Raw genomic sequence first — 24,828 nt, 5'->3', positions numbered from 1 at the left:
CCGTCGTCAGTGGTCGCGCTCGATCATGTAGCGAGCCAGCTCGGCAAGCACCGTGCCACGCTCACCGAGCGGCACCAGCGCCGCCAGGGCGTCATCGAGCAGCCCGTCGGCCTTGGCGCGGGCGCCATCGAGGCCGAGCAGGCTCGGGTAAGTCGGCTTGTCGCGTGCGGCGTCGGCGCCGGAGGTCTTGCCCAGCACCTGGGTATCGCCGATGACGTCGAGCACATCGTCGTGAATCTGAAAGGCCAGGCCGATGGCATCGCCATAGGCCGCCAACGCTGCCAGCCGCGGATCGTCCTCGGCGACAGCAATCACTCCCCCCAGGCGCAGCGCGGCGCTAATCAGCGCCCCGGTCTTGTGGCGGTGCATATGCGCCAGCGCGGCGACATCGGGCTGCCCACCCACCGCCGCCAGATCCAGCGCCTGGCCGGCGACCATGCCCTGACGCCCTGCGGCGCTGGCCAGGGTAGCCACCAAGGCGGCGAGACGCGCATGCCGGGTACCTGCCAGCACCTCGAAGGCCAACGCCTGCAGGGCATCGCCGGCGAGGATCGCGGTGGCCTCGTCGAAAGCCTTGTGTAGCGTGGGCTGGCCGCGGCGCAGGTCATCATCGTCCATCGCCGGCAGGTCGTCGTGCGCCAGCGAATAGGCGTGAATCAGCTCGATCGCCACCGCCGGTGCATCGAGTTCGGCATCGGTCGCCCCCAGGGCACGCCCGGCGGCATACACCAGCACCGGGCGCAGCCGCTTGCCGCCGCCCAGTACAGCGTAGCGCATGGCCGCCTCGAGGCGTGGCTCGACCGACGGCCGCGCTTGCCACAGGGCCTCGAGGCAGCCATCGACCCGCTTGCGGTCCTCGACGAGACGCAGCGCCAGCGGTGCCGTCACTGCGCCGGGCCCTCGGCGTCGAACGGTGCTTCACCAAGCTCGCCGGCGGGCTGCTCGATCAACTGGCGTACCCTGAGTTCGGCGGCGTCGAGGCGCTGCTGGGCATCGCGGGTCAGGCCCACGCCCTGCTCGAAGGCGGCCAGCGAGTCTTCCAGCGACAGCGAGCCGGACTCGAGTTGGGCGACCAGCGCTTCGAGGCGTTCGAGGGTGGCGGCGAAATCCTGCGGCGCCGGAGGCATGTCAGCCGGGCTATCGACCATGGCGTATGTTGCTCTTCGCACGTGGGAAAATGATGCCACAGTATACACGCTCCACCCCCGGGGTCGTCTGCCCCAGGTTATGCCAGCCGCTACATGCAGCCCGCTCATAGTAACGGCGCAGGATTTTCATCGCTGCCACCGGCCGAGGCGCGGGCCTGCTGTGCTAGGATAGCGACCCTGTTGCAACAGGCTCACCACGATACCGATAGCAAGCGGCTGCGCCGCACAAAGGGTTGATTCGACGATGGCCAAAACCTCCCTGGACAAGAGCAAGATCAAGATTCTGCTGCTCGAGGGCGTCCACCAGAGTGCAGTGGACAACCTTCTCAACGCCGGTTACACCAACATCGAGCACCTGTCGACCTCGCTGGACGAGGACACGCTGATCGACAAGATCCGCGACGTCCACTTCCTCGGCATTCGCTCACGCACCCAACTGACCCAGCGGGTGTTCGATGCCGCCGAGAAGCTCGCCGCGGTGGGCTGCTTCTGCATCGGTACCAACCAGGTCGACCTTGGTGCGGCGCTGACCCGCGGTATCCCGGTATTCAATGCGCCCTACTCCAACACCCGCTCGGTGGCCGAGCTGGTGCTGGCCGAGGCGATCATGCTGCTGCGCGGCATCCCCGAGAAGAGCGCCCGCGCCCACCAGGGCGGCTGGCTGAAGTCGGCCAAGAACTCCCACGAGGCGCGCGGCAAGACCCTGGGCATCGTCGGCTACGGCAGCATCGGCGCCCAGCTCTCGGTGCTCGCCGAGTCGCTGGGTTTCGACGTCATCTACTACGACGTGGTGACCAAACTGGGCATGGGCAACGCCCGCCAGGTGGCCAGCCTCGAGGAGCTGCTGGCGCGCGCCGACGTGGTCAGCCTGCACGTCCCCGAGCTGCCCTCGACCAAGTGGATGATCGGCCGTGAGCAGATCGCGCTGATGAAGCAGGGCGGCATCCTGATCAACGCCTCGCGCGGCAGCGTGGTGGTGATCGAGGAGCTTGCCGAAGCGCTCAAGGCCGGCAAGCTGCTGGGTGCGGCCATCGACGTCTTCCCGGTCGAACCCAAGGGCAACAACGAGGAGTTCGAGAGTCCGCTGCGCGGTATCGCCAACGTGATCCTCACGCCCCACGTCGGCGGCTCGACCCTCGAAGCTCAGGAGAACATCGGCGTCGAGGTCTCCGAGAAGCTGATCACCTACTCCGACAACGGCACCACCGTGACTTCGGTGAACTTCCCCGAGGTGGCACTGCCCGCACATCCGGACAAGCACCGCCTGCTGCACATTCACGACAACGTGCCCGGGGTGCTGTCCGAGATCAACCGCGTGCTGTCGGAGAACGGCATCAACATCTCCGGCCAGTACCTGCAGACCAACGAGAAGGTCGGCTATGTGGTGATCGACGTCGACAAGGCCTACGGCCCCCAGGCACTCAAGGCGCTCAAGCAGGTCGAGCATACCCTGCGCGTGCGCGTGCTCTACTCGGAGACCAACTTCGAGGATTGAGCCAGCCGCTGCTCGAGGCTCAACCTGGCCTCGTCACCACCGGTGACGAGGCCTTCTTGTATCGGCTTGACCTGGATCAGCCAGCAGGAGATGCAGCGCCCGTGGTGCTGTCGTAGAATGCCCGCCTCAACCCATGGTCCGCCCTTTGCGAGGGCGACAACCAGGAGCCAAGCATGCAAGAAAGCGTCGATTCGCCGCGGATCGTGGTCGCGGCGTTGTACAAGTTCGTCACCCTGGATGATTTCGAGGCACTCCGCGAGCCGCTGCGTCAGACCATGCTCGCGCACGGGGTCAAGGGCACCCTGCTACTGGCCCGCGAAGGCATCAACGGCACCGTGGCCGGCAGCCGCGAGGCCATCGATGCCCTGCTCGCCTGGCTCACCGCCGACCCGCGCCTGACCGATATCGATCACAAGGAATCGTACTGCGACGAGCCGCCCTTCTACCGCACCAAGGTCAAGCTGAAGCGCGAGATCGTCACCATCGGCGTGCCCGATATCGACCCCAACGATACGGTAGGCACCTATGTCGAGCCCGAGCAGTGGAACGAGGTGATCAGCGACCCCGAGGTGCTGGTGATCGATACCCGCAACGACTATGAGGTCGCCATCGGCAGCTTCGCGGGCGCCATCGATCCTCGCACCACCACCTTCCGCGAGTTTCCCGACTACGTGCGCCAGCACTACGATCCGGCCCGCCACAAGAAGGTGGCGATGTTCTGCACCGGCGGCATCCGCTGCGAGAAGGCCTCGAGCTTCATGCTCAAGGAGGGCTTCGAGGAGGTCTACCACCTCAAGGGCGGGGTGCTGAACTACCTCGAGAAGGTGCCCGAGGCGCAGTCGCTGTGGCGCGGCGAGTGCTTCGTGTTCGACAACCGCGTCACCGTGCGCCACGACCTCAGCGAGGGCGACTACGAGCAGTGCCACGCCTGCCGCATGCCGGTGTCCGTCGAGGAGATGCGCTCCGCCGCCTATGAGCCCGGGGTGAGCTGCCCGCACTGCATCGATTCGCTGCCGGAGAAGACCCGCGCCGCCGCCCGTGAGCGCCAGCGCCAGATCGATCTGGCCAAGGCCCGCGGCGAGCCCCATCCAATCGGCCGCGACCCGCGCACCATGAAGAATGCCGTCACCGAGCGCTGAGCGGACACCCTCACACTCTATGGCTATCACCGCTCGGCACTGACTCCGTCCTTCCGCCCCATCAAAGGGCGGCGGTTTTTGTTATGCTGATAACATCCCCCGGGAGGATTCACTGCTGTGACGCGTATTGCTGCGCAGCATATCCCGCCGGCCCAGCTTACCAAGGACGGATGCCATGCCCACCTCAGCGGCCTATCTCATCGTGGTACTGGTGTGGGCCACCACGCCGCTGGCCATCAAGTGGAGCGCCGAGGCCGGCGCGCCGGTGGGCAGCGTGTGGCTGCGCATGGCGATTGCGGTGCTGCTGGGGCTGGCGATCCTCTACGCCAGCGGCCGGCGCCTGAGCCTCTCCAAGCGCGCCCTGGCCAGCTATGTCGCGGCAGTGCCCGGGGTGTTCGGCGCCATGGCGCTGAGCTATCACGCCTCCCAGACCCTCGCCTCGGGGCTGATGTCGGTGATGTTCGGCCTGGCCCCGCTGCTCTCGGGGCTGATGCTGCAGCTGCTGCCCGGCGCCAACAAGCTGGCCCGCTGGCACTGGATCGGCTGCGTGCTGGGGGTGGTCGGGCTGGCGGTGATCTTCGCCGACTCGCTACAGGTCGGCCGCCAGCAACTCGGCGCCCTGGCGCTGATGGTCGTCGCGGTGACGCTGTTCAGCGGCAGCGGCATCGCCGTGCAACGCGTTGCCGCCGGCCTGCACCCGCTCAACCAGACCGTCGGTGCGCTGTTGCTGAGCATGCCGTGTTTCGCGGCGCTGTGGCTGGCCAGCGGCGAGCCGCTCATGGTGCCACTGAGCCAGCGCGGACTCTGGTCGGTGCTTTACCTCGGGGTATTCGGCTCGCTGCTGGGCTTTCTATGCTACTACCTGATCCTGTCACGGCTGAGCGCCGCTACGGTCGCCCTGGTGACGCTGATCACCCCGGTGCTGGCGCTGGGCCTGGGCATGGCCTTCAACGCCGAACAGCCATCGCCGTCGATGGTGGTCGGCGCGCTGCTGATCCTGACCGCACTGGGTGCCTATCTGTTCGGCGACCGCCTGGCGCGGCTGGCCGCCCCGCCGCGCTAGCCTCGAGAGGATGACCCGGCAGGCATTATTGCCCATAATGCATGATCAAACGCCCGCTTGAGAGGCGTGCGCCGAATCCCCGTGAGAATCAGCCCGTGAGAATTTCCCGTAGCAGCGGTGGACGCCGCGACAAGCATAACGAGCCGGCCCATACCGAGAAGCAGATCGAAGGCACGCTGATCATGCTGATCTACTCCGGCCGCCACACCAAGGCCGCCACGCTATTCGCCGAGGCCCGGCGCATGCTGCCCGGCGTCGACCCCTGGCAGATGGATCGCGTCGCCAACCGCCTGGCCACGAAGCTCAAGGAGAACGGTATCGAGCAGTGAGCCGCGCTCAGCCCCTCAGGCGATAGCCGTGGGCATCGTGGCTGCTCGAGGTGGCGAGCTGGGTTGCATCGAGACGCGCCGCCTCGAGCGCGTCGTAGTTGGGTGTGAAGCCGAGCCCCGGCGCCCCTGACAGCTGCATGCGACCGTTCTCGGGGTCGGGAGTGCCGTGGAAGAAGTGCTTGCCGACCTGCCAGATGCCGTAGTGGAACTCCACCGCGCCGCCGTTCATCAAGCCGCACAGCAGGTGCATGTTGAAGATCGGCCAGCCGCCGCCGTTGGTCATCGGCATATTGAAGGCTTGAGCCATGTGCGCCACCTTGATCGACTCGGTGAAGCCACCGTTGTAGATCACGTTGGGCTGGATGATGTCCACCGCCCGCTCGGCGATGAACTCGCGGTAGCGCCAGCGGTTACCCTCCATCTGGCCGACCGCCAGCGGCATGCTGACCTGGCTGCGCAAGTCGGCCAGCGCGCGCACGTCGTTCTGCTGGATCGGCTCCTCGAACCACAGCAGCCGGCAGTCGGCCACCGCCTGGGCCAGCTGGCGCGCCTCGAAGGGATCGAACCAGCAGTTGGCGTCGATGATCAGGTCGGCGGCGCCGCCGATCGCCTCGCGCACGCAGCGCACTCGCTCCACGTCATCCTTCCAGCTGCGTGACGGATCGCCGCCCACCACCATCTTGAGCATCCGGTGGCCATCGGCGAGGAAGCGCTTGGCGTGCTCGGCAAGCTGGTCGGTATCGAAGAACGGATAGCCGAAGGTGGCGTAGGTCGGTGCCCAGTCGCGATAGCCACCGATCAGCTCGTGCACCGAGCGCTGCTCCTGCTTGCCCCAGATATCCCACAGCGCGATATCGATGGCCGACAGCGCGTTGGAGATCACCCCGGTATAGCCGCGAATATTGAGCTTACGCCAGACGTGGGCGTGGATGCGCTCGCGGGACAGCGCCGGCATGCCTAGCAGCGCCGGCTTGAGGTGATGCTCGATGCAGGCCACCGCCGCCGCCGGCAGCATGGCGCCGGTCAGGCCGAATCCGGTAATGCCGGCGTCGGTCTCGACCTCGACGAACACGAACACGCGGCGCTCCACCGACGCCTCGACGCCGGGCACATCGACGTTGAGAGCATGGATCGAGGCGCGAATATCGGTAATACGCATGACAAGGCTTCCTGGTGGCTTTTGGTTGCGGTCAGGCGCCGCGGGCCAGGCGGCTGGTCTCGTAGAGATGCTCGCGGCTCAGGCCGCCGATCTCGGTGACGCCGAGCAGCGCCATGTCGCGGCGCACCTCATCGGCCAGCAGGGTCGCGGCATGGCGCACCCCGGCCTCGCCGGCGCAGGCCGCGGCATAGTTGAAGGGCCGCCCGAGGAATACGAAGCTGGCCCCCAGCGCCAGCGCCTTGATCACGTCGCTGCCGCGGCGGAAGCCGCTGTCGATCATGATCGGGATATCCGGCACATCGGCCACCACCCGCGGCAGCACCTGCAGCGGCGAGACGCTGCCGTCCAGCTGGCGCCCGCCGTGGTTGGAGAGGATGATGCCGTCGACCCCGGCATCACGCGCGCGCACCGCATCCTCGGGGTGCAGCACGCCCTTGACCACCAGGCGCCCCGGCCACAACCGGCGCACCAGGTCGAGGTACTCCCAGTCGAAGTGGCTGCGGCCGGAAAAGTCACGGGCCACGTGCCGCGAGATGATCGGCGCGCCGCGCTGGGCGTAGTTGTTCTCGAAGTGCGGCATGCCGTGGCGCAGCAGCGTGCGACAGAAGGTGTCCAGCAGCCAGCGCGGCCGCAGCAGACCGTCCAGCGCCAGCCGCAGACTGGGCTTGAGCGGTGATGAGAAGCCACTGCGGATATTGTGCTCGGGATTGGGGGGCACCGGGTAGTCCAGGGTCACCACCAGGTTCTGGAAACCGGCGCGCTTGACACGCTTGATCAGCGCCTCGATGGCATCCGGCGTGCCCGGCAGATAGGCCTGGAACCAATCGGTAGCCCCCTGGGCGGCGACCTCTTCCATGGGAATCAGCGAGGTGCCGCTGAGAATCATCGGGATGCCCGCCTGCTTGGCTGCCTGAGCCATCACCAGGTCGCCTCGATAGGCAGAGATGGCGCTGATGCCCATTGGCGCGATGCCGAAGGGTGCCTGGTGGGTCTCACCGAACAGCGTGGTCTCGAGCGAGATCGACGAGACATTGACGAAGGTGCGCGGCACGAAGCGGTAGTCGTCGAAGGCACTGCGGTTGGCCTGATAGGTCTTGCGGTCCTCGGCGGCGTTGTACACGTAGCCGAAGATCGGCCGCGGCAGTTTCTTTCTGGCCGCCACCTCGAAGTCGTGGAGATTGAGGATACCGGCCAGCTTGCGGTTGCGTTGCGTCATCGAAGGGTTCCTGCACTCACATGGAGAAGCCGTGCTCATCGAGCACGGTGGCGAGCTGACGACGCTGCGCTGCATCCAGCGCCACCAGCGGCGGGCGCACCCGGCACCAGTCGTCGCTGTCGCGGAAGTCGGCAATCGCCGACTTGAGCGCAGGGATCATCGGGAAGCCTTCGAACACCTCACGGGTGGCATTCAGCGCCAGCTGTGCCTGGTCGGCGTCGCTCTGCTGCCACTGCCTGGCCAGCGCTACGATAGCCCGGCCGTTGACGTTGGCGGTGGCACTGATGCAGCCTGCGCCACCCTCGCGCATGGTTTGCAGCAGGAATCGCTCATTGCCGGCGTAGACCTGGAAGCCATCGCCGGCGAACTGCTGGATCATGGTCCGGGTGTTATCCCAATCGCCGGAACTGTCCTTGATACCGACGAAGGTCTCGGGATAGGCCTTGCGCAGCCGCTCGATCAGGCCAAGGCTGATCGGTACCTGGGCCACCGGCGGAATGTGGTAGAGATAGATCTTGAGCGCCGCATCGCCGACCCGCTCGACCACTTCGGCGAAATAGCGATAAAGCCCCTCATCGGGCACGTTCTTGTAGTAGAACGGCGGTAGCATCAGCACGCCGTGGCAACCCGCCTCCAGGGCGTGCCGGCTCAGCGTCACGGCATCCTCGATGGCGCAGCTGCCGGTACCCGGCATCAGTCGGTTGCCCGGTATGCCGGCCTCAACCAGGCCATCGAGCAGCTGCTGCTTGTGACTTACACTCAGCGAATTGGCCTCGGAGTTGGTACCGAAGACGGCCAACCCCACGTCATTGTCGACCAGCCACTGGCAGTGCTCGATATAGCGTCGCAGGTCGGGGGACAAGTCTTCGTGAAACGGCGTTACTACTGGTGACCACACCTTGCCGCTGGCGCTGCTGGAATTCATTATTGTCTCCTCGTGCTTTACTATCACACTCGCCCTGCCACTTTATCACTAACAAACTGAAACACGAAGAAAAATGAATAAAAATTTATATCCTCGCAAACAGCAATGTCAAACCTGAGTCTAGATAAGAAGCATAGAATACCATTTGAACAATACATCAATCACTTAACGCTCGCCGATTAGTATTCGAATACTCTTGTAAAAAACAGAAAAAGATGTCTTCGCTGGAAGCGGCGAGGCACCTTCAGCCATATACCGACATTCTTTCTTACATATAAATATATTGGAAGCAACACTAACGTCTTGAATGAAAACTTTAGTGGCCACAGCATAAGAGCAGATAACACGAAAAACTCAACACTCGTTATTAAATCAAAAAAGAAGCGCGCTCATCGGCATCTAACTGTGCAAGTAAGCCAAGCTCCCAAGCCAAGTAGCGACGAGATGCTTCTAGGTTTCCATCGTGTCGATCATGGACGAAAAATAAATAGTCTATGCAGCTTGCGTCGCTGGGGTCATCAGGGCTGCTTTCTAGCCGAACGCCACTTTTCTTCCATGAAACAATATCGTCTCTGAGCCAACCGATTTTCTTGAACCCCTTTGCTGTAAGATCCGGCGCTAAGCAAGCGGCTCTTCCTGCATCGCCGACAAGCACTACCGGGTGAGTGATATCCACGTCTACCAGTTGGCATTCGAGCAGTGCGCGGTTAATCCATCGCGAGCCAGGTAAGTGGCCATTTCGAAATTCCATAGCCGATCTAACATCCAGCGTAAGGGTTCGTGGATCGAGAGCGGTTTCGATATCAGTAATAGCCGGAGGGGATGGAGCAGAGAAGGGCTGCATCGGTGGGTACGACGACGCCAACTCGGTCCACTCTGACTTTCCACCCTTTAGCCAAGCAACCTCTATACCCATCAACGCCAGCCAAGCGGCAACAACAGGGGCACGACACTCATCGTCATCAATTAGTACAATTCGTGAGCGATATACCCCGACCCACTGATCCGTGGCTTGGATCAGTTGGCCTCCTGGAGCATGTATAGCTCCAACGGCACTAGCCTTCCAGTACTCTTCAGCGCTGCGCACGTCGAAAAGATAGGTAGTGCGATGACTGTCATCTAACCATGAGCGCGCGGTCCGGGCTTCAATAGCTCTAGCACCATTTGCTTCGGCAAGCTGACGTGCCGAAACACCAAATGATGACTCATTTCGTATTTGGGGTGGAAGATTTCGCTCACTACCATGTTCGAGCTCGAAACCTGCTAGCCTCCAGCCTTGGGTGCCGTTCTCGAGGGCATAAACAGGATTCTCAATTCCTAACCATCGCAGAGTCTGGGCACCAATGATACTGCGGGTGCGGCCCGCACAGTTGATCACTACAGGGGTCGCGGTATCACCATCAAGTATCGACGGGAGTCGTTTGACTAACTCGCCATTAGGGCAACAAGTACTGTTAGGGATGTTCATCTTGCGATACTCGTCAATAGGTCGACCGTCAATGACGTATACGCTTCTCCCTCTTTGCTGCCAATCAGCCAACGTAACGGCATGTATCGACGGGGTATGATAGCGCTCATGCACCAGCTCACCGAACGCTTTACTTACCACATTGACACCAGAAAAAACACCATGGCCCGCTTCCCGCCAAGCTACAATACCTCCCTCCAACCATGAAACGTCGCAATAGCCAAGGTGCATTAGGCACTGTATAGCGTGACGGGCACGCCCTTCATCCTTCTCATCTATTACTACAATGGGCGTGGAGAGACGTGGCACCAAACGCCAGATACCTATTTCAAGTCGGCTTAGAGGTAAATTAACAGCATGAAATGGGTGACCCATGCCATACTCACCAAACTCCCGGATGTCAAGCAAGGCGATTTCCTTTCCAACAGTGGCCAAGCACTGCTTTAGAGCTTGGGGTGTCACTGCAAGCATAAATAAACCTCCGGTTTGTATGACATGGTTTAAAAACTAATTACTTGTAACTGCAAGCATCTGTATCGAGAGATCACAACTTCATCATAGGCTCAATAAAATATCAACAACAAAAGCCGGCCCTCCGAATAGAGCGCCGGCTTACAAATATAAAGCTTAACGACTAGCGGCTGTCAGCTCCCGACGTTTACGACGACGCTTGGCCCAAGCAGTAAATGCCATTGAGAATACAATGACACCAATAATCGCCATCGCTGCAGGACGATCAAACAAATAAGTAAAGTCACCACCACTCACCTGGTTAGAACGTAAGAGCTGTGTTTCTACTAATCCTCCCAAAAGCAAACCCACCACAACAGCTGCCACCGGATAACCGTATCGCGCCATCATCCAGCCGATCACTGAGAACACAAATAAAGTAATGGGACCTGCCATACTTCCATCTACCGCATAGGCGCCGAAGCAAGCCACTGAAAGAACCGTTGGAACTAGATAACGTAGCGGCACTCTCACTACAGAGCTGGCAACGAATACAAAACCGAGACCGACTCCTAACAGCAAAATCCCTTGAGCAAAATTGGAAAACAAGATCGCATAGACAATCTCTTGATTATTAGCGATAAAGCTAGGCCCACCAACGATATTGTGCATGGCAAAAGCCGCTAGCAGTATAGCCGTCGCTCCTCCCCCAGGGATGCCCAGTGCCAACATGGTAGCCATAGCGCCACCCTCCGAACTTGAATTGGCACTTTCTGCAGCTACAACACCCTTGGGATTACCTTCGCCGAAGGTTTCAGGATTGTCATCTCCGCGCTTGGTATAAGCATATGAAAGCAAATTAGAAATTGAGGACCCGACGCCTGGTATTGCCCCTATAAAAACCCCAATGAAAGAACCACGGAGAATGACGATAGGATGCTTGAATGCTAATCTAAACCCATAAAATATTTTTCCAGCATTAATCCCGCGCTTAGACTCATCTTCTACTAGAAAATTAGAGTTCACTAGATTGAATAACTGGCTAGCAGCCAGCAGCCCCATCATTGCTGGCACAACAGGAATACCGTCGAGTAGCCAAGGCACTCCCATAGTACCTCGCATATAGCCGGCTGTGTTCATTCCCACGGTACCCAGTATTAAACCAAATATTCCGGCTAATATACCCCTAGTCATATGCTTTCCCGCTAGTGAACCGAGCAGCAGAATGCCCCATAGAGCAATCACGAGCATCTCAAGCGGTCCAATACCCAGTACAATATCAGCCAGCGGTGAAATAACTAGAAATAGCACTGAATAACTTAGCAACATGCCAAAAACTGATGAGGTCAGCGCAACCCCCATGGCCTCATTATGTCGTCCGTCTCGAGCCATCGGATAGCCATCAAAAGTCGTTGCAACTGCTGATGACGTCCCGGGAATATTCATAAGAATAGCGGGCACGGACCCACCAAATCCTGCACCAGTATACATTGAAGTTAGAAAAATAATAGCCGGCAGGAAATCCATATATAGAGTGGCGGGCAAGAAAATTGCCATTGCCATGGTAATGGAAATACCTGGCATAGCGCCAAATACTAAGCCGATCATTAGCCCAGGTATAACCCACAGCCAGGCATCAGGAGAGGAGGCCAGTAACTGTAATGCCGCGCTGGAAGCGACTAAATCAATCATAATGGACCTCAGAAAATCAGCGTGTACATAGGATAAGGGATAAGGGCATTAAAGCCGACGACAATCAATGTGGTCGCAATTGGCGGATAAATCATCAAAGGCAATGGGCGACGCTCACCGCATATGAACAACCCCAAAGTAATAAACAGCCAACTGGCCACATCAAAGCCGATACGATCTAATAAATAGACATAGGTCCCAAAGCAAACAATTAAGAGCGCTATCCAGCCCAGTTCGGTCCAACTTTGGGTTGTAACCTGCTCACCTGGCTTAACATCTAGCCGGGTCTTTTCTCGCGCTCCCTTGACTGGATCTACCCGACGTACAATTTGCGGTAGGATTGCAAGACAAAGCAGCAACGCTACGATTACAGCAGGCAATACAAAAAGAATGTTGTTGACATGTGTCGAGGTGGCAAGTGTATCACGCAAGTATGCCGCAGAAATGACCGCGATCACAGTGACGACCAGCAAGTGCCCCCAATCGACGGTATAACGATTATTGCCGATTCGCATGGCAGAATACTCCACGACCGAAAGCAAACATAAAAACTAGCCCCCTAGCCAAAACTGGCCAGAGGGCAGACGCATTAAGATTCGCGAAGTAGATCGATATGCCGCTCGAGCGACTCGAAATTAGCCAAGTAATCTTCCTGAGATTGTTCCGGACCATACCAAGTAGTGGCCAGCTGCTGTTCCTCAAGCGCTTCGATGCACTCAGGATTCTTAGTAGCACGCTCAATAGCATCAACCAGTATTTCGTAACGGTCAGGGTGCTCATCAACAAAGGCCTTGGAGACAACCCACCCGCGCTGAGAACCTTCTACTGATTCGACTTCTTCGCCGATAGACTCTGAAAGCTCACCTGAGGACATAGTATCTGGATAGACATCTACACGATTATCAGAGAACGCCATCAATGGTTTGATGCGATCAATCAATGGTAAGAAGCCTTCACCGCCTACGAAGGCGACATCGACATGTCCCCCTGCCGCAGCATTGCGGGCTGGTCCGCCACCGTCATACGTTACCAGGCGAATTTCTGAACTATCGATGCCCGCTGCATCTAGCATTAGCATTAAATTGAGATAGTCTGCAGACGCTGGCTGCACACCCAGGCTCAGGCTGCGAGGGTCTTGACGCAGGCGCGAGATAACTTCCTCCATACTTTCCAGATCGGTGTCACCAGGGGCTGCAGCTAACGTAAAGTCCCTTGACGGCAGGTTAATCATCTGGAAATCTTCCGCCGAATAGGGTGCATCCTGCAGCAAGATGGTCAGCGGAATGTAGGGAGCTACAGAGTTGCATTTCAGTGTATAGCCATCGTTTGGCTGCTGTAGAAAATAAGTGTTACCTAACTGAGTGCCCGCCCCCGGACGATTAGCAACACTTAGTGGTTGGCCGAGCTCTTCCTGGAGAAATGGAATAAAAGCGCGAGCCAAGCGGTCGTTATAACCGCCAGTTGCAAAGGGTACCACCATGTTTAGCGGTCGCTCCGGCCAACCGTTGCCTTGGGCCATTAGCATAGTCGGCGTCAGCACGGTTGATGCAGCACCGGCGGCAGCAAATTTCAAGACGGTTCGGCGTGAGTAATTTGTCATTATGATATCTCCCTAAGGATTATTCGGCGACACTGTCGCTGCTGGCGTTCTGCTTTTTGGTTAACCATTCAACCATGGCTAGATGGCCACTACGACAAACCTCATCGGTCGATCAGCGTCAGAGAATGTCCATAAGCCACTAACCCTTTGAATGTAAGCCCCACCACAGTCAACTGTCAACAGTATTCAGATATATTTGTCGGAGCTGTTCGATCACAGCCTGCGTGACTGATGCGGTACCTGCTTGCCCGCCCAGATCTCGCGGCAAAACCGCATCATCACGCCCGGTGACAGACTCGATTGCCCGCATCAGATTTTCAGCAGCCTTGATCTCGCCCAGGTGCTCAAGCATCAGGCTTGCCGTCCAAAATGCCCCTATCGGATTGGCCGCTCCTTGGCCCACCAGATCAAAAGCAGAACCGTGGATCGGTTCGAACATAGAGGGTACGTCACGCTCAGGATTGATGTTACCTGTAGCGCCGATGCCTAGACTGCCGCCAAGCGCCGACGCAAGGTCGGAGAGGATGTCAGCATGCAGATTGGTAGCCAATACCGTGTCGATACTGCCAGGGTCGAGCACCATACGTGTGGTCATTGCATCGACCAGCATCCAGTCAACATCGAGCTTCGGATAATCGCGTATCACCTCGCGGCACACCTGATCCCACATCACCATGCCATGTCGCTGTGCGTTGGATTTGGTGACTACCGTCAGCTTACGACGAGAGCGCCCCATAGCTGCTTCACAAGCAAAGCGTGCTATACGCTCAATCCCCCCCCTAGTGAATACCGCCACGTCCATACCAACTTCTAGCGGCAGCCCGTGGTGGGCGCGCCCTCCCACTCCAGCGTACTCACCTTCTGAGTTTTCACGCACAATCAGCCAGTTAATAGCCCCTCCCAGTGCAGGCCTCAACGGCCCAGAAATACCTGGAAGCAACCGCGTAGGCCGCACATTGGCATACTGATCGAGGCCTTGGCAGATCGCCAGGCGCAGCCCCCACAACGTAATGTCGTCGGGAATATCCGTGTCGCCTACCGAACCAAAGTATATGGCGTCGAAGCCTTTGACTCTTTCGACACCATCGGCAGGCATCATTTCGCCATGCCGACGATAGTAGTCTGAGCCCCAGTTGAACCATTCGATATCTAATGAAAAGCCACCGTCGGCCTTCGCTAGGGCCTCCAGCACCTCGCAACCGGCCCCAATCACTTCCGGCCCGATGCCATCCGCCGGAATCGCGGCGATCCGATGATTACGCATGGCGAGCTTCCTTATCGATGGCAGATAGCATGCCTTCTACCATGTCGCTTAGGCGACCAGTCCCACGAATGTCAGGAGTGCGCTTGGCTGGATCAGCGAGCGCCGCCTCGATGCCTTTTCGCATCAGGTCGGCTGTAGCCTGAGCCTGGGGCAGTTCGTGACGCCGCCCTAACCACTCAATGAGCATGCGTGTCGACTCTATCATTGCATAGGGGTTGGCCAGACCAGTGCCGGCAATGTCGGGGGCCGAACCGTGTGTCGCCTGAGCCATCGCGATATCGCCGCGCCCAATGCATAAACCTGGAGCCATCCCTAATCCGCCCACCAGGCCGGCGGCCTCGTCGGTAAGGATGTCGCCGAACATGTTGGTGGTGACCACTACGTCGAACTGCTGAGGATTACGGATCAAGTGCATGGCGAAGGTATCAACGATGGCTTCGTCAACAGTCACATCCGGATAGTCCTCCGCCGCCTTATAGCACTCCTCGACAAACATGCCGCATCCCAACTTGTAGACGGTATTCTTGTGCACGACGGTGAGACGCTTGTTGCGGGCACGCGCCAGCTCAAGGGCCGCAGTGGCAACCTTGCGGCTGCCCTCGCGGGAAATCACGCGCACCGAGATGGTCACTTCCTCGGTGGGTCGAAACTCGCCCGAACCAGCGACCACATTGCGGTCGGGCTGGAAGCCCTCGTTGTTCTCGCGCACGATCACTAGGTCGATATCGTCGTAGATGCAGCCAATATCCGGGTAGGAGCGGGTCGGCCGCACGTTGGCGAACAGGTCAAACTTCTTGCGCAGGATGGGGTGCGGGTTGATCGCACCGTCCACCTTGGGATACTCGCGGTGGCCTATCGGGCCCAGTATGAAGCCATCAAAAGTGGCCAGCGTTTCCAAGGTGCCCTCGGGCATGGTGGTGCCGAGTTCGTCGAGGGCTTTGCGCCCCAGGGGCATGTGCCTCCAGTCGATTGACAGCCCACAATGCTCGGCTGCGGCCTGAGCCACCTGAACCGAGGCCGGCACGATTTCATGGCCGATGTCGTCGCCGTTGAGGACGCCAAGAGTGAGGTGATGCTGTGACATGCTGCTCTCCTTTCGAATCGTCGTGGTTGTGTGACGCGGCGAGTTCAACGTGGCAGGCTGGTAGCGGCCAGCTTGCCGACGCTTGCCATCTCGGGCAGTGTCCAAGCCTGTGCGAGCAGCGCTTCACAGGCTGCCTCGCCGATCACCAGCACTGCCTGGCCACGAAATTTAGTGTCGATCTGCTCATTGGTGAGTGGTTTCTCGAGCGAACCGATGGCGCGTTCGATGTGCTTCTCCAGGCGCTCTCCGCCCTCCAACGTCACTGTTATGGTGACCGAGGCTTCGTGGCAGGCCTTGTCCGTAGTTACCTCGACCTTACGTCGCATGGCCATCAACTCGGGATCTGTGACAGCCTCGTCGGTGAAGGCAGTGGGTGAGCCATCGCCGCGCAGAAGGGCCGCCGCAGCCGAGTGAAAGACACTGAACTTACCCTCAAGGCCGGTCTTAGGCTCGGTTTTGCCGGTGAGTTCCAGCACCAGTGGATGCGCCACTAGTTCAACACGCGATATCTTCCCCACATTGTCGCCTAACTCCTCGCGGAGCTGGATGCAGCCATCGATGGTGGGATGGATCACGATACCGCAGGCGAACGGCTTATAAGAGTTGAGGCAGGCTTCCCAGCTCTCGCCCAGTCCGCCAAGAATTTCCCGATAGTCCTGCTTGTCCGACATGACGTTGGCGAAGCCACGCGGCGCCTCGATTGACTGCTCAGATGAGTCGAAGTTGGCCTGTGCCAAATAGGCCGCCAAAGCACCGTTTTGGGCGGCGCGGCCTGGATGGAAACTCTTGCACATGGTGCCAAACATTTCGCGGAACCCAGACGACTGTGTAGCGGCGATGCCCAGCGCCCAAGTCATCTGCTGTACGTTCAGGCCCAGCAGGCGCCCCACTGCGGCAGCGGCACCAAACACTCCGGCGGTACCGGTGATGTGCCAGCCGCGGTCATAGTGGTGAGGATAAACAGAGTTACCAATCCGACACTCGACCTCAACGCCGACAATCAGTGCGTTGAGGAATTCACGGCCCGAGACCGGGCGAGTCTCGGCCACCGCCATGAGCGCCGAAGCCACCGGTCCGGCCGGATGGATGATGGTCTTTAGGTGAGTATCGTCATAGTCGAGCACATGCGAGGTGATGCCGTTGAGCAATGCAGCATGCAGTGCATCGAGTTTTTCACCCCGGCCCAGCACCGTGGAGGTCGGCTGACCCGAAAATGGCGTCACCGCTGCTAGTGCACGGTCGACTGTCTCATGGCTAGCACCGCCTACCGCGCAACCCAGCCAGTTCACAAAGGTGCGTACGCCTTCGCGCTGGACCTCAGCAGGTATCTTTTCCAAATCGCAGTCAACGATCCATTCAGCCAGGGCACACGTTACATCAGAGCGTAGAGACATGGTTTACTCCTCTTGGTTAGGCCGGCACGCAGCATCGTGGCATTGTATCCGGTCGCATTTGGCGCCACGCCACGCTAGCAAAGCGCGCTACGCAGCCGCCTCTCGATTCGTTCGAACAGGGAGAAGGTCAAAAGGATGGTTGAGGCGATCACAGCAATACGCATCACGTGAAAGGCCGCGACCACCTCGGCATCCAGGTTCATTACCTTGGCAGTGATCACCATCTCGGTCACGGCCGCCGGAGCCAGCGCTAGGAAGCTTGTCACATAGGGCAATCCGCTCAATGCCGCCATGATCCAGGCGGCTACAGCTGACGCCCCGATCATGTAGGCCGATACTATCAGGGCCGCCAATACTACCCTCGGTAGACGAAACATAAGCGTGCGCTTGAACCTGCACCCCAGCGAGATTCCAATCAGCCATTGCGCAAGTATGATCAGGAGTTCAGGGATCGCTACTGTCAGTAGGCCCGAGCCACTCATCGCTGCACCCAGGAAAATCGGCCCAACCAACCAAGGGTTTGGAAACGGCAGCGGGCGAATCAAAAGCGCGGTGGCCAGCGCCAATCCAAGCGCCAACCCCAGAGCTGCCAGCGAGTGGCTGGCCTGCGAAGCACTCTCTACCAGCACGCCGGGTTCACCGAAAGCAATTACCATGACCGGCACTACTGCCACTACTGATGCAACGCGAATTGCATGCATAAGAGAAACGACATCTGGGTCACCCCCACGTTGCTGAGCCACTGTAGCCATGTCTGCCATGCCCGCGGCCGCCGTGGCGAAGAAAGCAGTCCGAGCATCGACCCGCGCCAATGGCATCAACAGCAGCGCCGCCAGCATGGTCATGACAACCACGAACAGCGTGCCAGCAAACATTGCCGGCAGCAGGGTAAGGGTGGTGGCCAAGGCGGCGGTGGTCATGCGCATACCGATCGCCAGCCCAACCACCACTTGCCCTATCTCACGACCCTTTGGCAATCCCGTTAGCCTGAGCCCGGTGATCGAAGACGCTGCACATGCAAGGAACGGCCCTAGCATCCAAGGCAGCGGCACACCCAAAGCACTCGCCACTGCACCGCCCATCGTGCCGATCACTATGGCCAAGACCATGTCAATCCGCTGACGCTTGGTATCTGATGGAGCGCTGTTGATCATGGGCGTATCACGAGTCTTCTCGATCTTGGTGATGCACCGGGTCTACCGGTCGCACGTAATATTATTGCCACAAGGAACCACGCCTGCCGTAAACTGTCAACAATATTCAGTCGCCCGTCACTAACACTCTTGTCTGTTTGGCTGTAACGACGGTGAAAATTATGCTAAAGTCTTAATAGAAGATTGCTTACAGTTAACAGCCCGAGAGCAACAACCGTGAACAACATAGCCCCCGCAAACGGCCCGCTGCAGGCCCACTCGCTTACTAACCTTGCCCAGAATGAAATTGAGCGCATGATCCTTGGTGGCCAATTCATGCCGGGGGAGCGCATCAACGAGAACGCTCTGGCCAACCAACTGGGCATCAGCCGTGGCCCTGTCCGAGAAGCTTGTCGATCCCTATCAGCCATGGGACTAGTGCAGCTGGTACCCAACAGGGGCGTCTTTATTCGAGTGATTAGCGAGGAAGAAGCACGCGAAGTCTACGAGATGCGAGCGGGTATATTTGGCTATGCTGGGATGCTATTGGCCCATCATATAGACGATACCCAACTGGCCTACCTGAAGCGGCTAGTTGGGCAGATGGAGGCGGCGGCACAAGCTAACGACTTTGATCGGTATTATGCACCGAACCTGACCTTCCACGACTTCCTGGTGTCTGCGACTGGCAACCAAAGGCTGCTTGCGACCTACCATGATCTGGTGCGACAACTACATTTATTCCGTTCACGCGGGCTGGTCAGCGGCGACGGTATGCTTGACTCCAACCGCGAGCACCGAGACATAGTCGCCGCGCTTGAGGCTCGCAATCCCCAGCGTGCCTTCAAGGCGATGGCAGGACACGTCGAGGCCGGTCAGCGTCGAGCCCTAGGCGGCGCGGCCAAACACTCTCTGGCCACTAGCAGAGGAAAGAGTTTTGATCATCTAGAACCTTACAGCTAGCAGCTAGTGGGGGGCTCTCAGATCGTGAGGCTTGCCCTTTAGACTCTCCGCCAACGCCACCAAGCGCGCTTTTGCTTGCCAAACATGAGCTTCCATCGCATCAGCCGCCTTATTGGCATCGCCTTCCTCTAGCGCAGCCAAGATCTGATGATGTTCTTGATTAGACTGGTGGATACCGGCGGTAATGAGCGAGAGGTGGCGGAACAACTTGAGCTCCCGAGCAAAGCGTTCGCAGAGCTCGAGCAAGCGAGCATTGCCAGCCGCCTCATGGATAATACGATGGAACTGCAGGTTGCTATCAAAATAACCCTCGCGATCGCCCTCCTGCTCGCAGCGATCCATGGTAGCAACCTGCTCACGCAAGCGCGCCAATAACTCGGGGGACATGTTTCGTGCAGCGCCCGCCACCCCGGCGCGCTCAAGGGCTGCACGAATGTCATAGATCTCCAGTGCGTCCTCGACATCGATCACTCGGACGTAGGCGCCACGATTCTGGATCATCTCTACAAGCCCCGCGGCAGCTAGGCGCCCGATCGCCTCGCGGACCGGCCCACGGCTGATCCCAAAACGCTTAGCAAGCTGCGAGTCATTGATCCGCTCGCCAGTCTCCAGCTCGCCGGTAATAATCATCCCCTCGATCTCTCGAAAGGCCAACTCGGTAAGAGACGGAGCACGTATGGTCCGATTCGCCGGTGTCTTAGCAACTTTAGGTCTATCCGTCGAGAGCGCCATATGGTCACCACTGAAAGGTCATTTGGTCGACAGTGCACAATATTATACCGCAAGCCTTCAACATAGGCGATTGCCGGCAAACCACAGACCTAAGCCATAAAACCTAATAAAGCCTCGACTGTCTCGTCCGGACATTGCTCTGCTGGATAATGACCGGAGGCCAGTGGGACGCCGGTCACATCGCGTGCCCATTCACGCCAGGCCTCGACTGGCGAAAAATGACGACCAACATGGCTATTTTCCCCCCATATCGCCAACAGGGGGCATTCGACGAAATGCTTGCCACGGTCCGCTGCATCGAGTTCAAAGTCGATCGTGAGAGTCGCACGGTAATCCTCACACACCGCATGGATATTCTCCGGTGTGCAGCAGCGAATGTATTCAGACATCGCCTCCTCCGTGAACGGCCCAAGACCGACACCCTTCTTAGCCAGCTTGTAGCGAATGTAGTACTCAAGGTCAGCCCCAAGTAACTTCTCGGGAAACGGCGCAGCCTGCGCCATAAAGAACCAGTGATACGACTCGGTAGCCCAGCCTTTACTGATGTGTGTCAGCAAGTGATGAGTAGGCACGATGTCTAGCACCGCTAGTCGCTGGACCTTTTCCGAGTGGTCGAGCGCCATGCGATGGCCTACACGCCCCCCCCTGTCGTGACCAGCCACCCTGAAGCGCTCAAACCCTAATGCCTCCATTACCTCAACCTGGTCCTGGGCCATTGCGCGAAATGAATAAGCGCCATGGTCAGAACCACCTTCAGGCTTACCGCTATCGCCATAGCCCCGCAGATCAGGGGCCACAACCGTAAAATGACGGGCCAGTTGCGGAGCGACCTTGTGCCAACTTACATGAGTGAGGGGGTTGCCGTGCAGCAACAGCAAGGGTGGCCCTTCACCCCCGCACACCAGGTTGATATCGGTTCCAGAGGTAGTAACCCTCACCTGATGGAAGCCGGGAAACATACCCCCTTCTACAGGCCGGGCAGAGGAAGGGAGGTGTAAACGATCATTCATAGACATGTCCTTCTTGTGATGATGCTGGGGTCATGATTAGCGTTTCGAATCGCCTGCCCTCCCCTGGACGACCGCTTCAGGCCAGAGCGCGTCTGTTACCCGCAGCCATAAGGTGGCGACTGGCGCGGCAAAGAGGTTGACGACGAAGATACGTACGGTCTGAAATGCGACCACGTGGGCGATCCCCAACCCGAGGGCCGCAGCGGTGATGACCATCTCGGCGACCCCACCTGGTGCACCTGCCAGAACCATCACTGGTACCGCGATCCCCAGCGGAAGCGCCACCAATATCGCCGAGACAATAGTCAAAACCGATGTGAATAGGGATGCAGCTAGTCCAGCGGCGACCAAGCGCGGCATGCGGGCCACATCACGACGCTCGAAACGAGAGCCCAGCGCCAGTCCAATCGCCACCTGACCGGCGATAAAAAGGGGGTCGGGAATCCCTACGTCGAGTCCAGTAGAGACGGTGGTTGCCACCGAAACGGCCAACGCCCCAACGATGAAAGCATTTCGCACACCAAAACGATCAATGCTCCACCCCAGCACGAACCCAACGCCCAGTACGATCAACGTACCCAGACCCAGCTCGCCTCCGGCCAACGGTACCGCTAGCGGGCTTGAGGCCTCATCCAGTAATAGCGTCATCGCAAACGGCAAGATCAACACCAGCGAGCTCAGTCGCATCGCTTGTACTAGTGCAATGGCGGTGCTGGCACCCTCTGCTTTGCCGCCAAGGAAGGCCATTTCCGCTACCCCACCTGGCAGGTTGGCGAGCAGTGCGGTATGTCGATCCAGCCGAGCCCAGCGCGCCAGCAGCAATGATCCTATCGCCGACATCGCCAATGACCAGAGTGAAAACAGCACCATCCAGGGTATCAGCCAGGTAAGCGAGACCAGAATCGCAATAGTAAAACTCTGGCCAATCGCCGCCCCCAGCACCACCTGGGCCCATTGTCGCACCGCCTTGGGCTCAGGCAAGCCGTGGCCAGTCAGTGCCGCCAGCGCGCTGATCAGCATCGGGCCGAGGATCCATGGCAAAGGGACCCCAACTACCGCACCTTGATAGCCCGTAGCCAACGCTAGCGCTAGCACCCCGGCAACAATTAGCGCACGTTTAGCCATCACGGCATGAACCGACCGCCGTTAACGTGTACTGTCTGCCCCGTGACGTAGTAGTCTCGCGGGTCGGTAAACGACAACACTAGACGTGCCACGTCCTCACTGCTGCCCACTGGCCGGCCCTTGCCGGTCTCGGCTGCAGTAGGGTTGGATTGACCGGGCTTCCGCTCGGTCTCGATGGTGCCTGGCACCACGCAATTGGCACGAATCCGCCCAACGCCCTCCTCGGCCAGCGCTCGTGTCAATCCGATCAGGCCAGCCTTAGCGGCTATTACATGGGGACGCTGGACCTTGGGCACGTGGGCGCTCAATCCACCGAGGTTGACGATCGCCCCCTGGCGCCCCTCCGGCAAGCGACGGAACAACTGCTGCGCAGTCAGGAAAGCCCCTGTCAAGATTACATCGATCACCTCTTGCCATTGCTCTCGGGTGATGTCCACCAGTACGTTGTGTGGCCGGCTAGCCGCCCCATTGATTAGTATCGAAGCTATACCGAGTCGTGTCTCTGCATGATCGAAGATAGACTCTACATCGCGCTCATCTTCAACCGAAGCCAATAGCCCAGTAACAGTATCGCTCTCGCCACCAAGCACTTCCAGCGCCCGATTCAGCGCGGCACGGTCGGTGCCGCCAACGATGCATACCCTGGCGCCGTGATATTGCAGGCCTTGGGCAATTGCTAACCCGATGTTGCGTGTCCCACCGGTTACTACGGCAGTGTGCCCCTCCAGGTCCAAGGTCCAGCTCATGAGTCACCTCTCGTTTCGTTCGTATCAAACCGACTGCCCCGGGCCATGGCACCGGGGCAGTAGAAGTTCAGCACTTCGGTGAAGCTCAAGCGCTCATCAGCTTGGTCAACTCGCGCACCGACGAAAGCGTCTCTAGGTTGCGCACCGCCTCAATCAGTGCCTCGGTCTTCTCTTTGCTCCAGCCGGCAAACTCGGCACATCCGCGGAACTTGTCAGCCGCTTCATCGTAGCTCATCGGATTAGCCGGGCTGCCCTTTCCGAAATCGGCGCGACCAGAGATGGTGCGGCCATCCTTGAGATGGATGTCAATGATGGTGGTCATCTTGTCGTAGCCGGCGGCCTCGGCCTCTGGATGAACGCCAAAGTGCACGCGACCTATCATCTCTTGCACGTCGGCACGATTGACGACCTCATCGGTGAATTCCGGCAGGCTGCCACGGCGCTCAAGCAGCAAGATAGCCATGCAGAATTCCATGGAGAACTTAGCTTGCAGCTCATTCTTAGGGCGATGATGAATCAGCGCGTTGGGCATGTTATGGTTGGTGCCCACGTCGACGTAATCAACCTGCTCAGGCTTGATATCGTGCTCAAGGATCAGCTCCATCATTTTAGTCATACCCGGATGGGTCAATGAGCCAGAGGGGTTCGGCTTGATGGATACACCCGGGTCAAGGAAGGTCCATGGTGAGCCAAGCTTGCCCGAGATCGCTTCAAGCATGTAACCGCCACCATGTGCCTGGAAGAAACCGCGCGGCGACTCAAGGATCTTGTCCGTGGCAGTCCAGCCGGCACGTGCAAAATCGGTAGCTACCACACCTGACTCAGACGATCGACCAGCGTGGAATGGCTTGGTCATAGTGCCAAAATTCTCGCGCAAGCCCGCCGACTGGCTGGCAGCGATTGCCAATGCACGAAGCGTAGTTTCCTCGTCGAGGCCCAGCAGGCGTGAAGCAGCAGAAGCCGCTGCCAAGGTGCCACATGTAGCAGTGGCATGAAAACCATGCTGATAGTGGCGTGGCGAAATCGCTTCAGCGACCTTGGTCTCGACCTCAACTCCAATATGATAGGCAAGCATCAGATCCTTGCCACTCATGTCCTGGGTTTCGGCAATCGCAAGGGCTGCTGGCAGGCAGGGCGCAGTCGGATGCGTCAGCAGGCCGTAAACGCGATCTGGCCCTACTGCGAGCTGAGTGTCGTCATAATCGTCAGCGTGGATACCCACACCGTTAGCAAAGGCCGCGAAACGCTCCGGCACGCGCATGCCAGTCCCGATCACGGTAGCTTCGCCGGATACGCCCTGGCCCTTCAGATATTGCTGCACGATACGACCCGACTCAGCGACCGACCCAGACAATGCCAGGCCAATCCCGTCAAGGATCGACTTCTTGCCAACTTCGATCAGCTCATCAGGCAGTGAGTCATAGTCAATATCGCGAATGAACTGCACTACTTCTCGAGTCAAGCCTTCACCGTGCTTGGATTCGATATCCGGGGTGAACTTCTCGATGGACGCTTTGGTGTTCTCTGACATATGGGCTCCTTAGGTCGAACCAGTTAACGTTGTGAAAGGGGGGGAGTCTCCCGACCCGGCATGAACTCGCTCAAGCATGACTATCAACGCCCACTTGCCTTCTGTCAACTGTTAACAGTTGTTTGGCCGATTTTTTTGCTTCCAAGCCAGCTTGTACCCTGA

At 58.9% G+C, this 24,828-nt stretch carries 23 protein-coding genes; 5 read left to right on the top strand and 18 right to left on the bottom strand.

Annotated features, from left to right (window positions below; all coding sequences use genetic code 11):
• Positions 1-6: 6 nt before the first annotated feature.
• Both CK498_RS09565 and CK498_RS09560 read right to left on the bottom strand, forming a co-directional pair.
• Positions 7-888: a polyprenyl synthetase family protein gene (locus tag CK498_RS09565; protein ID WP_095620629.1), complete on the bottom strand. Its 882-nt coding sequence runs from the start codon at positions 886-888 to the stop codon at positions 7-9.
• A complete protein-coding gene (locus CK498_RS09560; RefSeq protein WP_324615517.1) occupies positions 885-1,148 on the bottom strand; it encodes an exodeoxyribonuclease VII small subunit in 264 nt (87 codons plus the stop codon). Before CK498_RS09560 ends, CK498_RS09565 begins: the two co-directional genes overlap by 4 nt.
• A gap of 244 nt (positions 1,149-1,392) precedes the next feature.
• On the opposite strand from CK498_RS09560, the gene serA reads away from it, so the two are divergent.
• The 4 genes from serA (at position 1,393) to CK498_RS09540 (ending at position 5,174) form a co-directional block, all read left to right on the top strand.
• Positions 1,393-2,643: a phosphoglycerate dehydrogenase gene (gene serA / locus CK498_RS09555; protein ID WP_095620628.1), complete on the top strand. Its 1,251-nt coding sequence runs from the start codon at positions 1,393-1,395 to the stop codon at positions 2,641-2,643.
• Positions 2,644-2,816: 173 nt separating this feature from the next.
• On the top strand, positions 2,817-3,782 hold the full coding sequence (gene trhO / locus CK498_RS09550; RefSeq protein ID WP_095620627.1) for an oxygen-dependent tRNA uridine(34) hydroxylase TrhO: 966 nt from the start codon (positions 2,817-2,819) through the stop codon (positions 3,780-3,782).
• Positions 3,783-3,957: 175 nt separating this feature from the next.
• On the top strand, positions 3,958-4,845 hold the full coding sequence (locus CK498_RS09545; RefSeq protein WP_095620626.1) for a DMT family transporter: 888 nt from the start codon (positions 3,958-3,960) through the stop codon (positions 4,843-4,845).
• A gap of 95 nt (positions 4,846-4,940) precedes the next feature.
• Positions 4,941-5,174: a hypothetical protein gene (locus CK498_RS09540; protein ID WP_141246934.1), complete on the top strand. Its 234-nt coding sequence runs from the start codon at positions 4,941-4,943 to the stop codon at positions 5,172-5,174.
• Positions 5,175-5,181: 7 nt separating this feature from the next.
• Here the strand turns inward: CK498_RS09540 and CK498_RS09535 are convergent, their stop codons facing one another.
• The 11 genes from CK498_RS09535 to CK498_RS09485 form a co-directional block, all read right to left on the bottom strand.
• A complete protein-coding gene (locus CK498_RS09535) occupies positions 5,182-6,333 on the bottom strand; it encodes a mandelate racemase/muconate lactonizing enzyme family protein (protein ID WP_095620624.1) in 1,152 nt (383 codons plus the stop codon).
• A gap of 31 nt (positions 6,334-6,364) precedes the next feature.
• Positions 6,365-7,549 (bottom strand): alpha-hydroxy acid oxidase, encoded by a 1,185-nt coding sequence (locus CK498_RS09530; RefSeq protein ID WP_095620623.1) that lies wholly within the window; start codon positions 7,547-7,549, stop codon positions 6,365-6,367.
• 16 nt (positions 7,550-7,565) lie between these two features.
• Entirely contained in the window at positions 7,566-8,474 is a 909-nt protein-coding gene (locus tag CK498_RS09525; protein ID WP_095620622.1) for a dihydrodipicolinate synthase family protein, read from the bottom strand.
• Positions 8,475-8,841: 367 nt separating this feature from the next.
• Entirely contained in the window at positions 8,842-10,413 is a 1,572-nt protein-coding gene (locus CK498_RS09520; protein WP_095620621.1) for a rhodanese-like domain-containing protein, read from the bottom strand.
• Between the two features lie 156 nt (positions 10,414-10,569).
• The gene (locus CK498_RS09515) at positions 10,570-12,084 is read right to left on the bottom strand and encodes a tripartite tricarboxylate transporter permease (RefSeq protein WP_095620620.1); all 1,515 of its coding nucleotides are present in this window, start codon (positions 12,082-12,084) and stop codon (positions 10,570-10,572) included.
• An 8-nt stretch (positions 12,085-12,092) separates the two neighbouring features.
• Positions 12,093-12,599: a tripartite tricarboxylate transporter TctB family protein gene (locus CK498_RS09510; protein WP_095620619.1), complete on the bottom strand. Its 507-nt coding sequence runs from the start codon at positions 12,597-12,599 to the stop codon at positions 12,093-12,095.
• A 74-nt stretch (positions 12,600-12,673) separates the two neighbouring features.
• On the bottom strand, positions 12,674-13,684 hold the full coding sequence (locus CK498_RS09505) for a Bug family tripartite tricarboxylate transporter substrate binding protein (RefSeq protein ID WP_095620618.1): 1,011 nt from the start codon (positions 13,682-13,684) through the stop codon (positions 12,674-12,676).
• A 169-nt stretch (positions 13,685-13,853) separates the two neighbouring features.
• On the bottom strand, positions 13,854-14,948 hold the full coding sequence (locus CK498_RS09500; protein ID WP_095620617.1) for a tartrate dehydrogenase: 1,095 nt from the start codon (positions 14,946-14,948) through the stop codon (positions 13,854-13,856).
• Entirely contained in the window at positions 14,941-16,032 is a 1,092-nt protein-coding gene (locus CK498_RS09495) for an isocitrate/isopropylmalate dehydrogenase family protein (RefSeq protein ID WP_095620616.1), read from the bottom strand. Before CK498_RS09495 ends, CK498_RS09500 begins: the two co-directional genes overlap by 8 nt.
• 44 nt (positions 16,033-16,076) lie before the next feature.
• Positions 16,077-17,426 carry an MmgE/PrpD family protein gene (locus CK498_RS09490; protein WP_095620615.1) on the bottom strand — a complete coding sequence of 450 codons (1,350 nt, stop codon included), beginning with the start codon at positions 17,424-17,426 and terminating at the stop codon, positions 16,077-16,079.
• A 74-nt stretch (positions 17,427-17,500) separates the two neighbouring features.
• Positions 17,501-18,580 carry an AbrB family transcriptional regulator gene (locus CK498_RS09485; protein ID WP_217987740.1) on the bottom strand — a complete coding sequence of 360 codons (1,080 nt, stop codon included), beginning with the start codon at positions 18,578-18,580 and terminating at the stop codon, positions 17,501-17,503.
• A 216-nt stretch (positions 18,581-18,796) separates the two neighbouring features.
• On the opposite strand from CK498_RS09485, the gene CK498_RS09480 reads away from it, so the two are divergent.
• Positions 18,797-19,522, top strand: a complete 726-nt coding sequence (locus CK498_RS09480; RefSeq protein WP_217987739.1) for an FCD domain-containing protein — start codon at positions 18,797-18,799, stop codon at positions 19,520-19,522.
• Positions 19,523-19,525: 3 nt separating this feature from the next.
• On the opposite strand, the gene CK498_RS09475 is transcribed toward CK498_RS09480, so the two are convergent.
• From CK498_RS09475 to CK498_RS09455, 5 genes are all read right to left on the bottom strand, one after another.
• A complete protein-coding gene (locus CK498_RS09475) occupies positions 19,526-20,254 on the bottom strand; it encodes a GntR family transcriptional regulator (protein WP_095620613.1) in 729 nt (242 codons plus the stop codon).
• An 89-nt stretch (positions 20,255-20,343) separates the two neighbouring features.
• Entirely contained in the window at positions 20,344-21,264 is a 921-nt protein-coding gene (locus CK498_RS09470) for an alpha/beta fold hydrolase (protein ID WP_229359023.1), read from the bottom strand.
• A gap of 36 nt (positions 21,265-21,300) precedes the next feature.
• Positions 21,301-22,389 (bottom strand): AbrB family transcriptional regulator, encoded by a 1,089-nt coding sequence (locus CK498_RS09465; RefSeq protein WP_095620611.1) that lies wholly within the window; start codon positions 22,387-22,389, stop codon positions 21,301-21,303.
• Entirely contained in the window at positions 22,389-23,135 is a 747-nt protein-coding gene (locus CK498_RS09460; RefSeq protein WP_095620610.1) for an SDR family NAD(P)-dependent oxidoreductase, read from the bottom strand. The genes CK498_RS09465 and CK498_RS09460 overlap by 1 nt, the downstream gene beginning before the upstream one ends.
• Before the next feature lie 85 nt (positions 23,136-23,220).
• Entirely contained in the window at positions 23,221-24,666 is a 1,446-nt protein-coding gene (locus CK498_RS09455; RefSeq protein ID WP_095620609.1) for an MmgE/PrpD family protein, read from the bottom strand.
• Positions 24,667-24,828: the final 162 nt, after the last annotated feature.

Source organism: Halomonas salipaludis, from assembly GCF_002286975.1.
GTDB lineage: Bacteria > Pseudomonadota > Gammaproteobacteria > Pseudomonadales > Halomonadaceae > Franzmannia > Franzmannia salipaludis.
The sequence above is the reverse complement of the archived record's forward strand: the minus strand, read 5'-3'. Positions and strand labels throughout refer to the sequence as shown.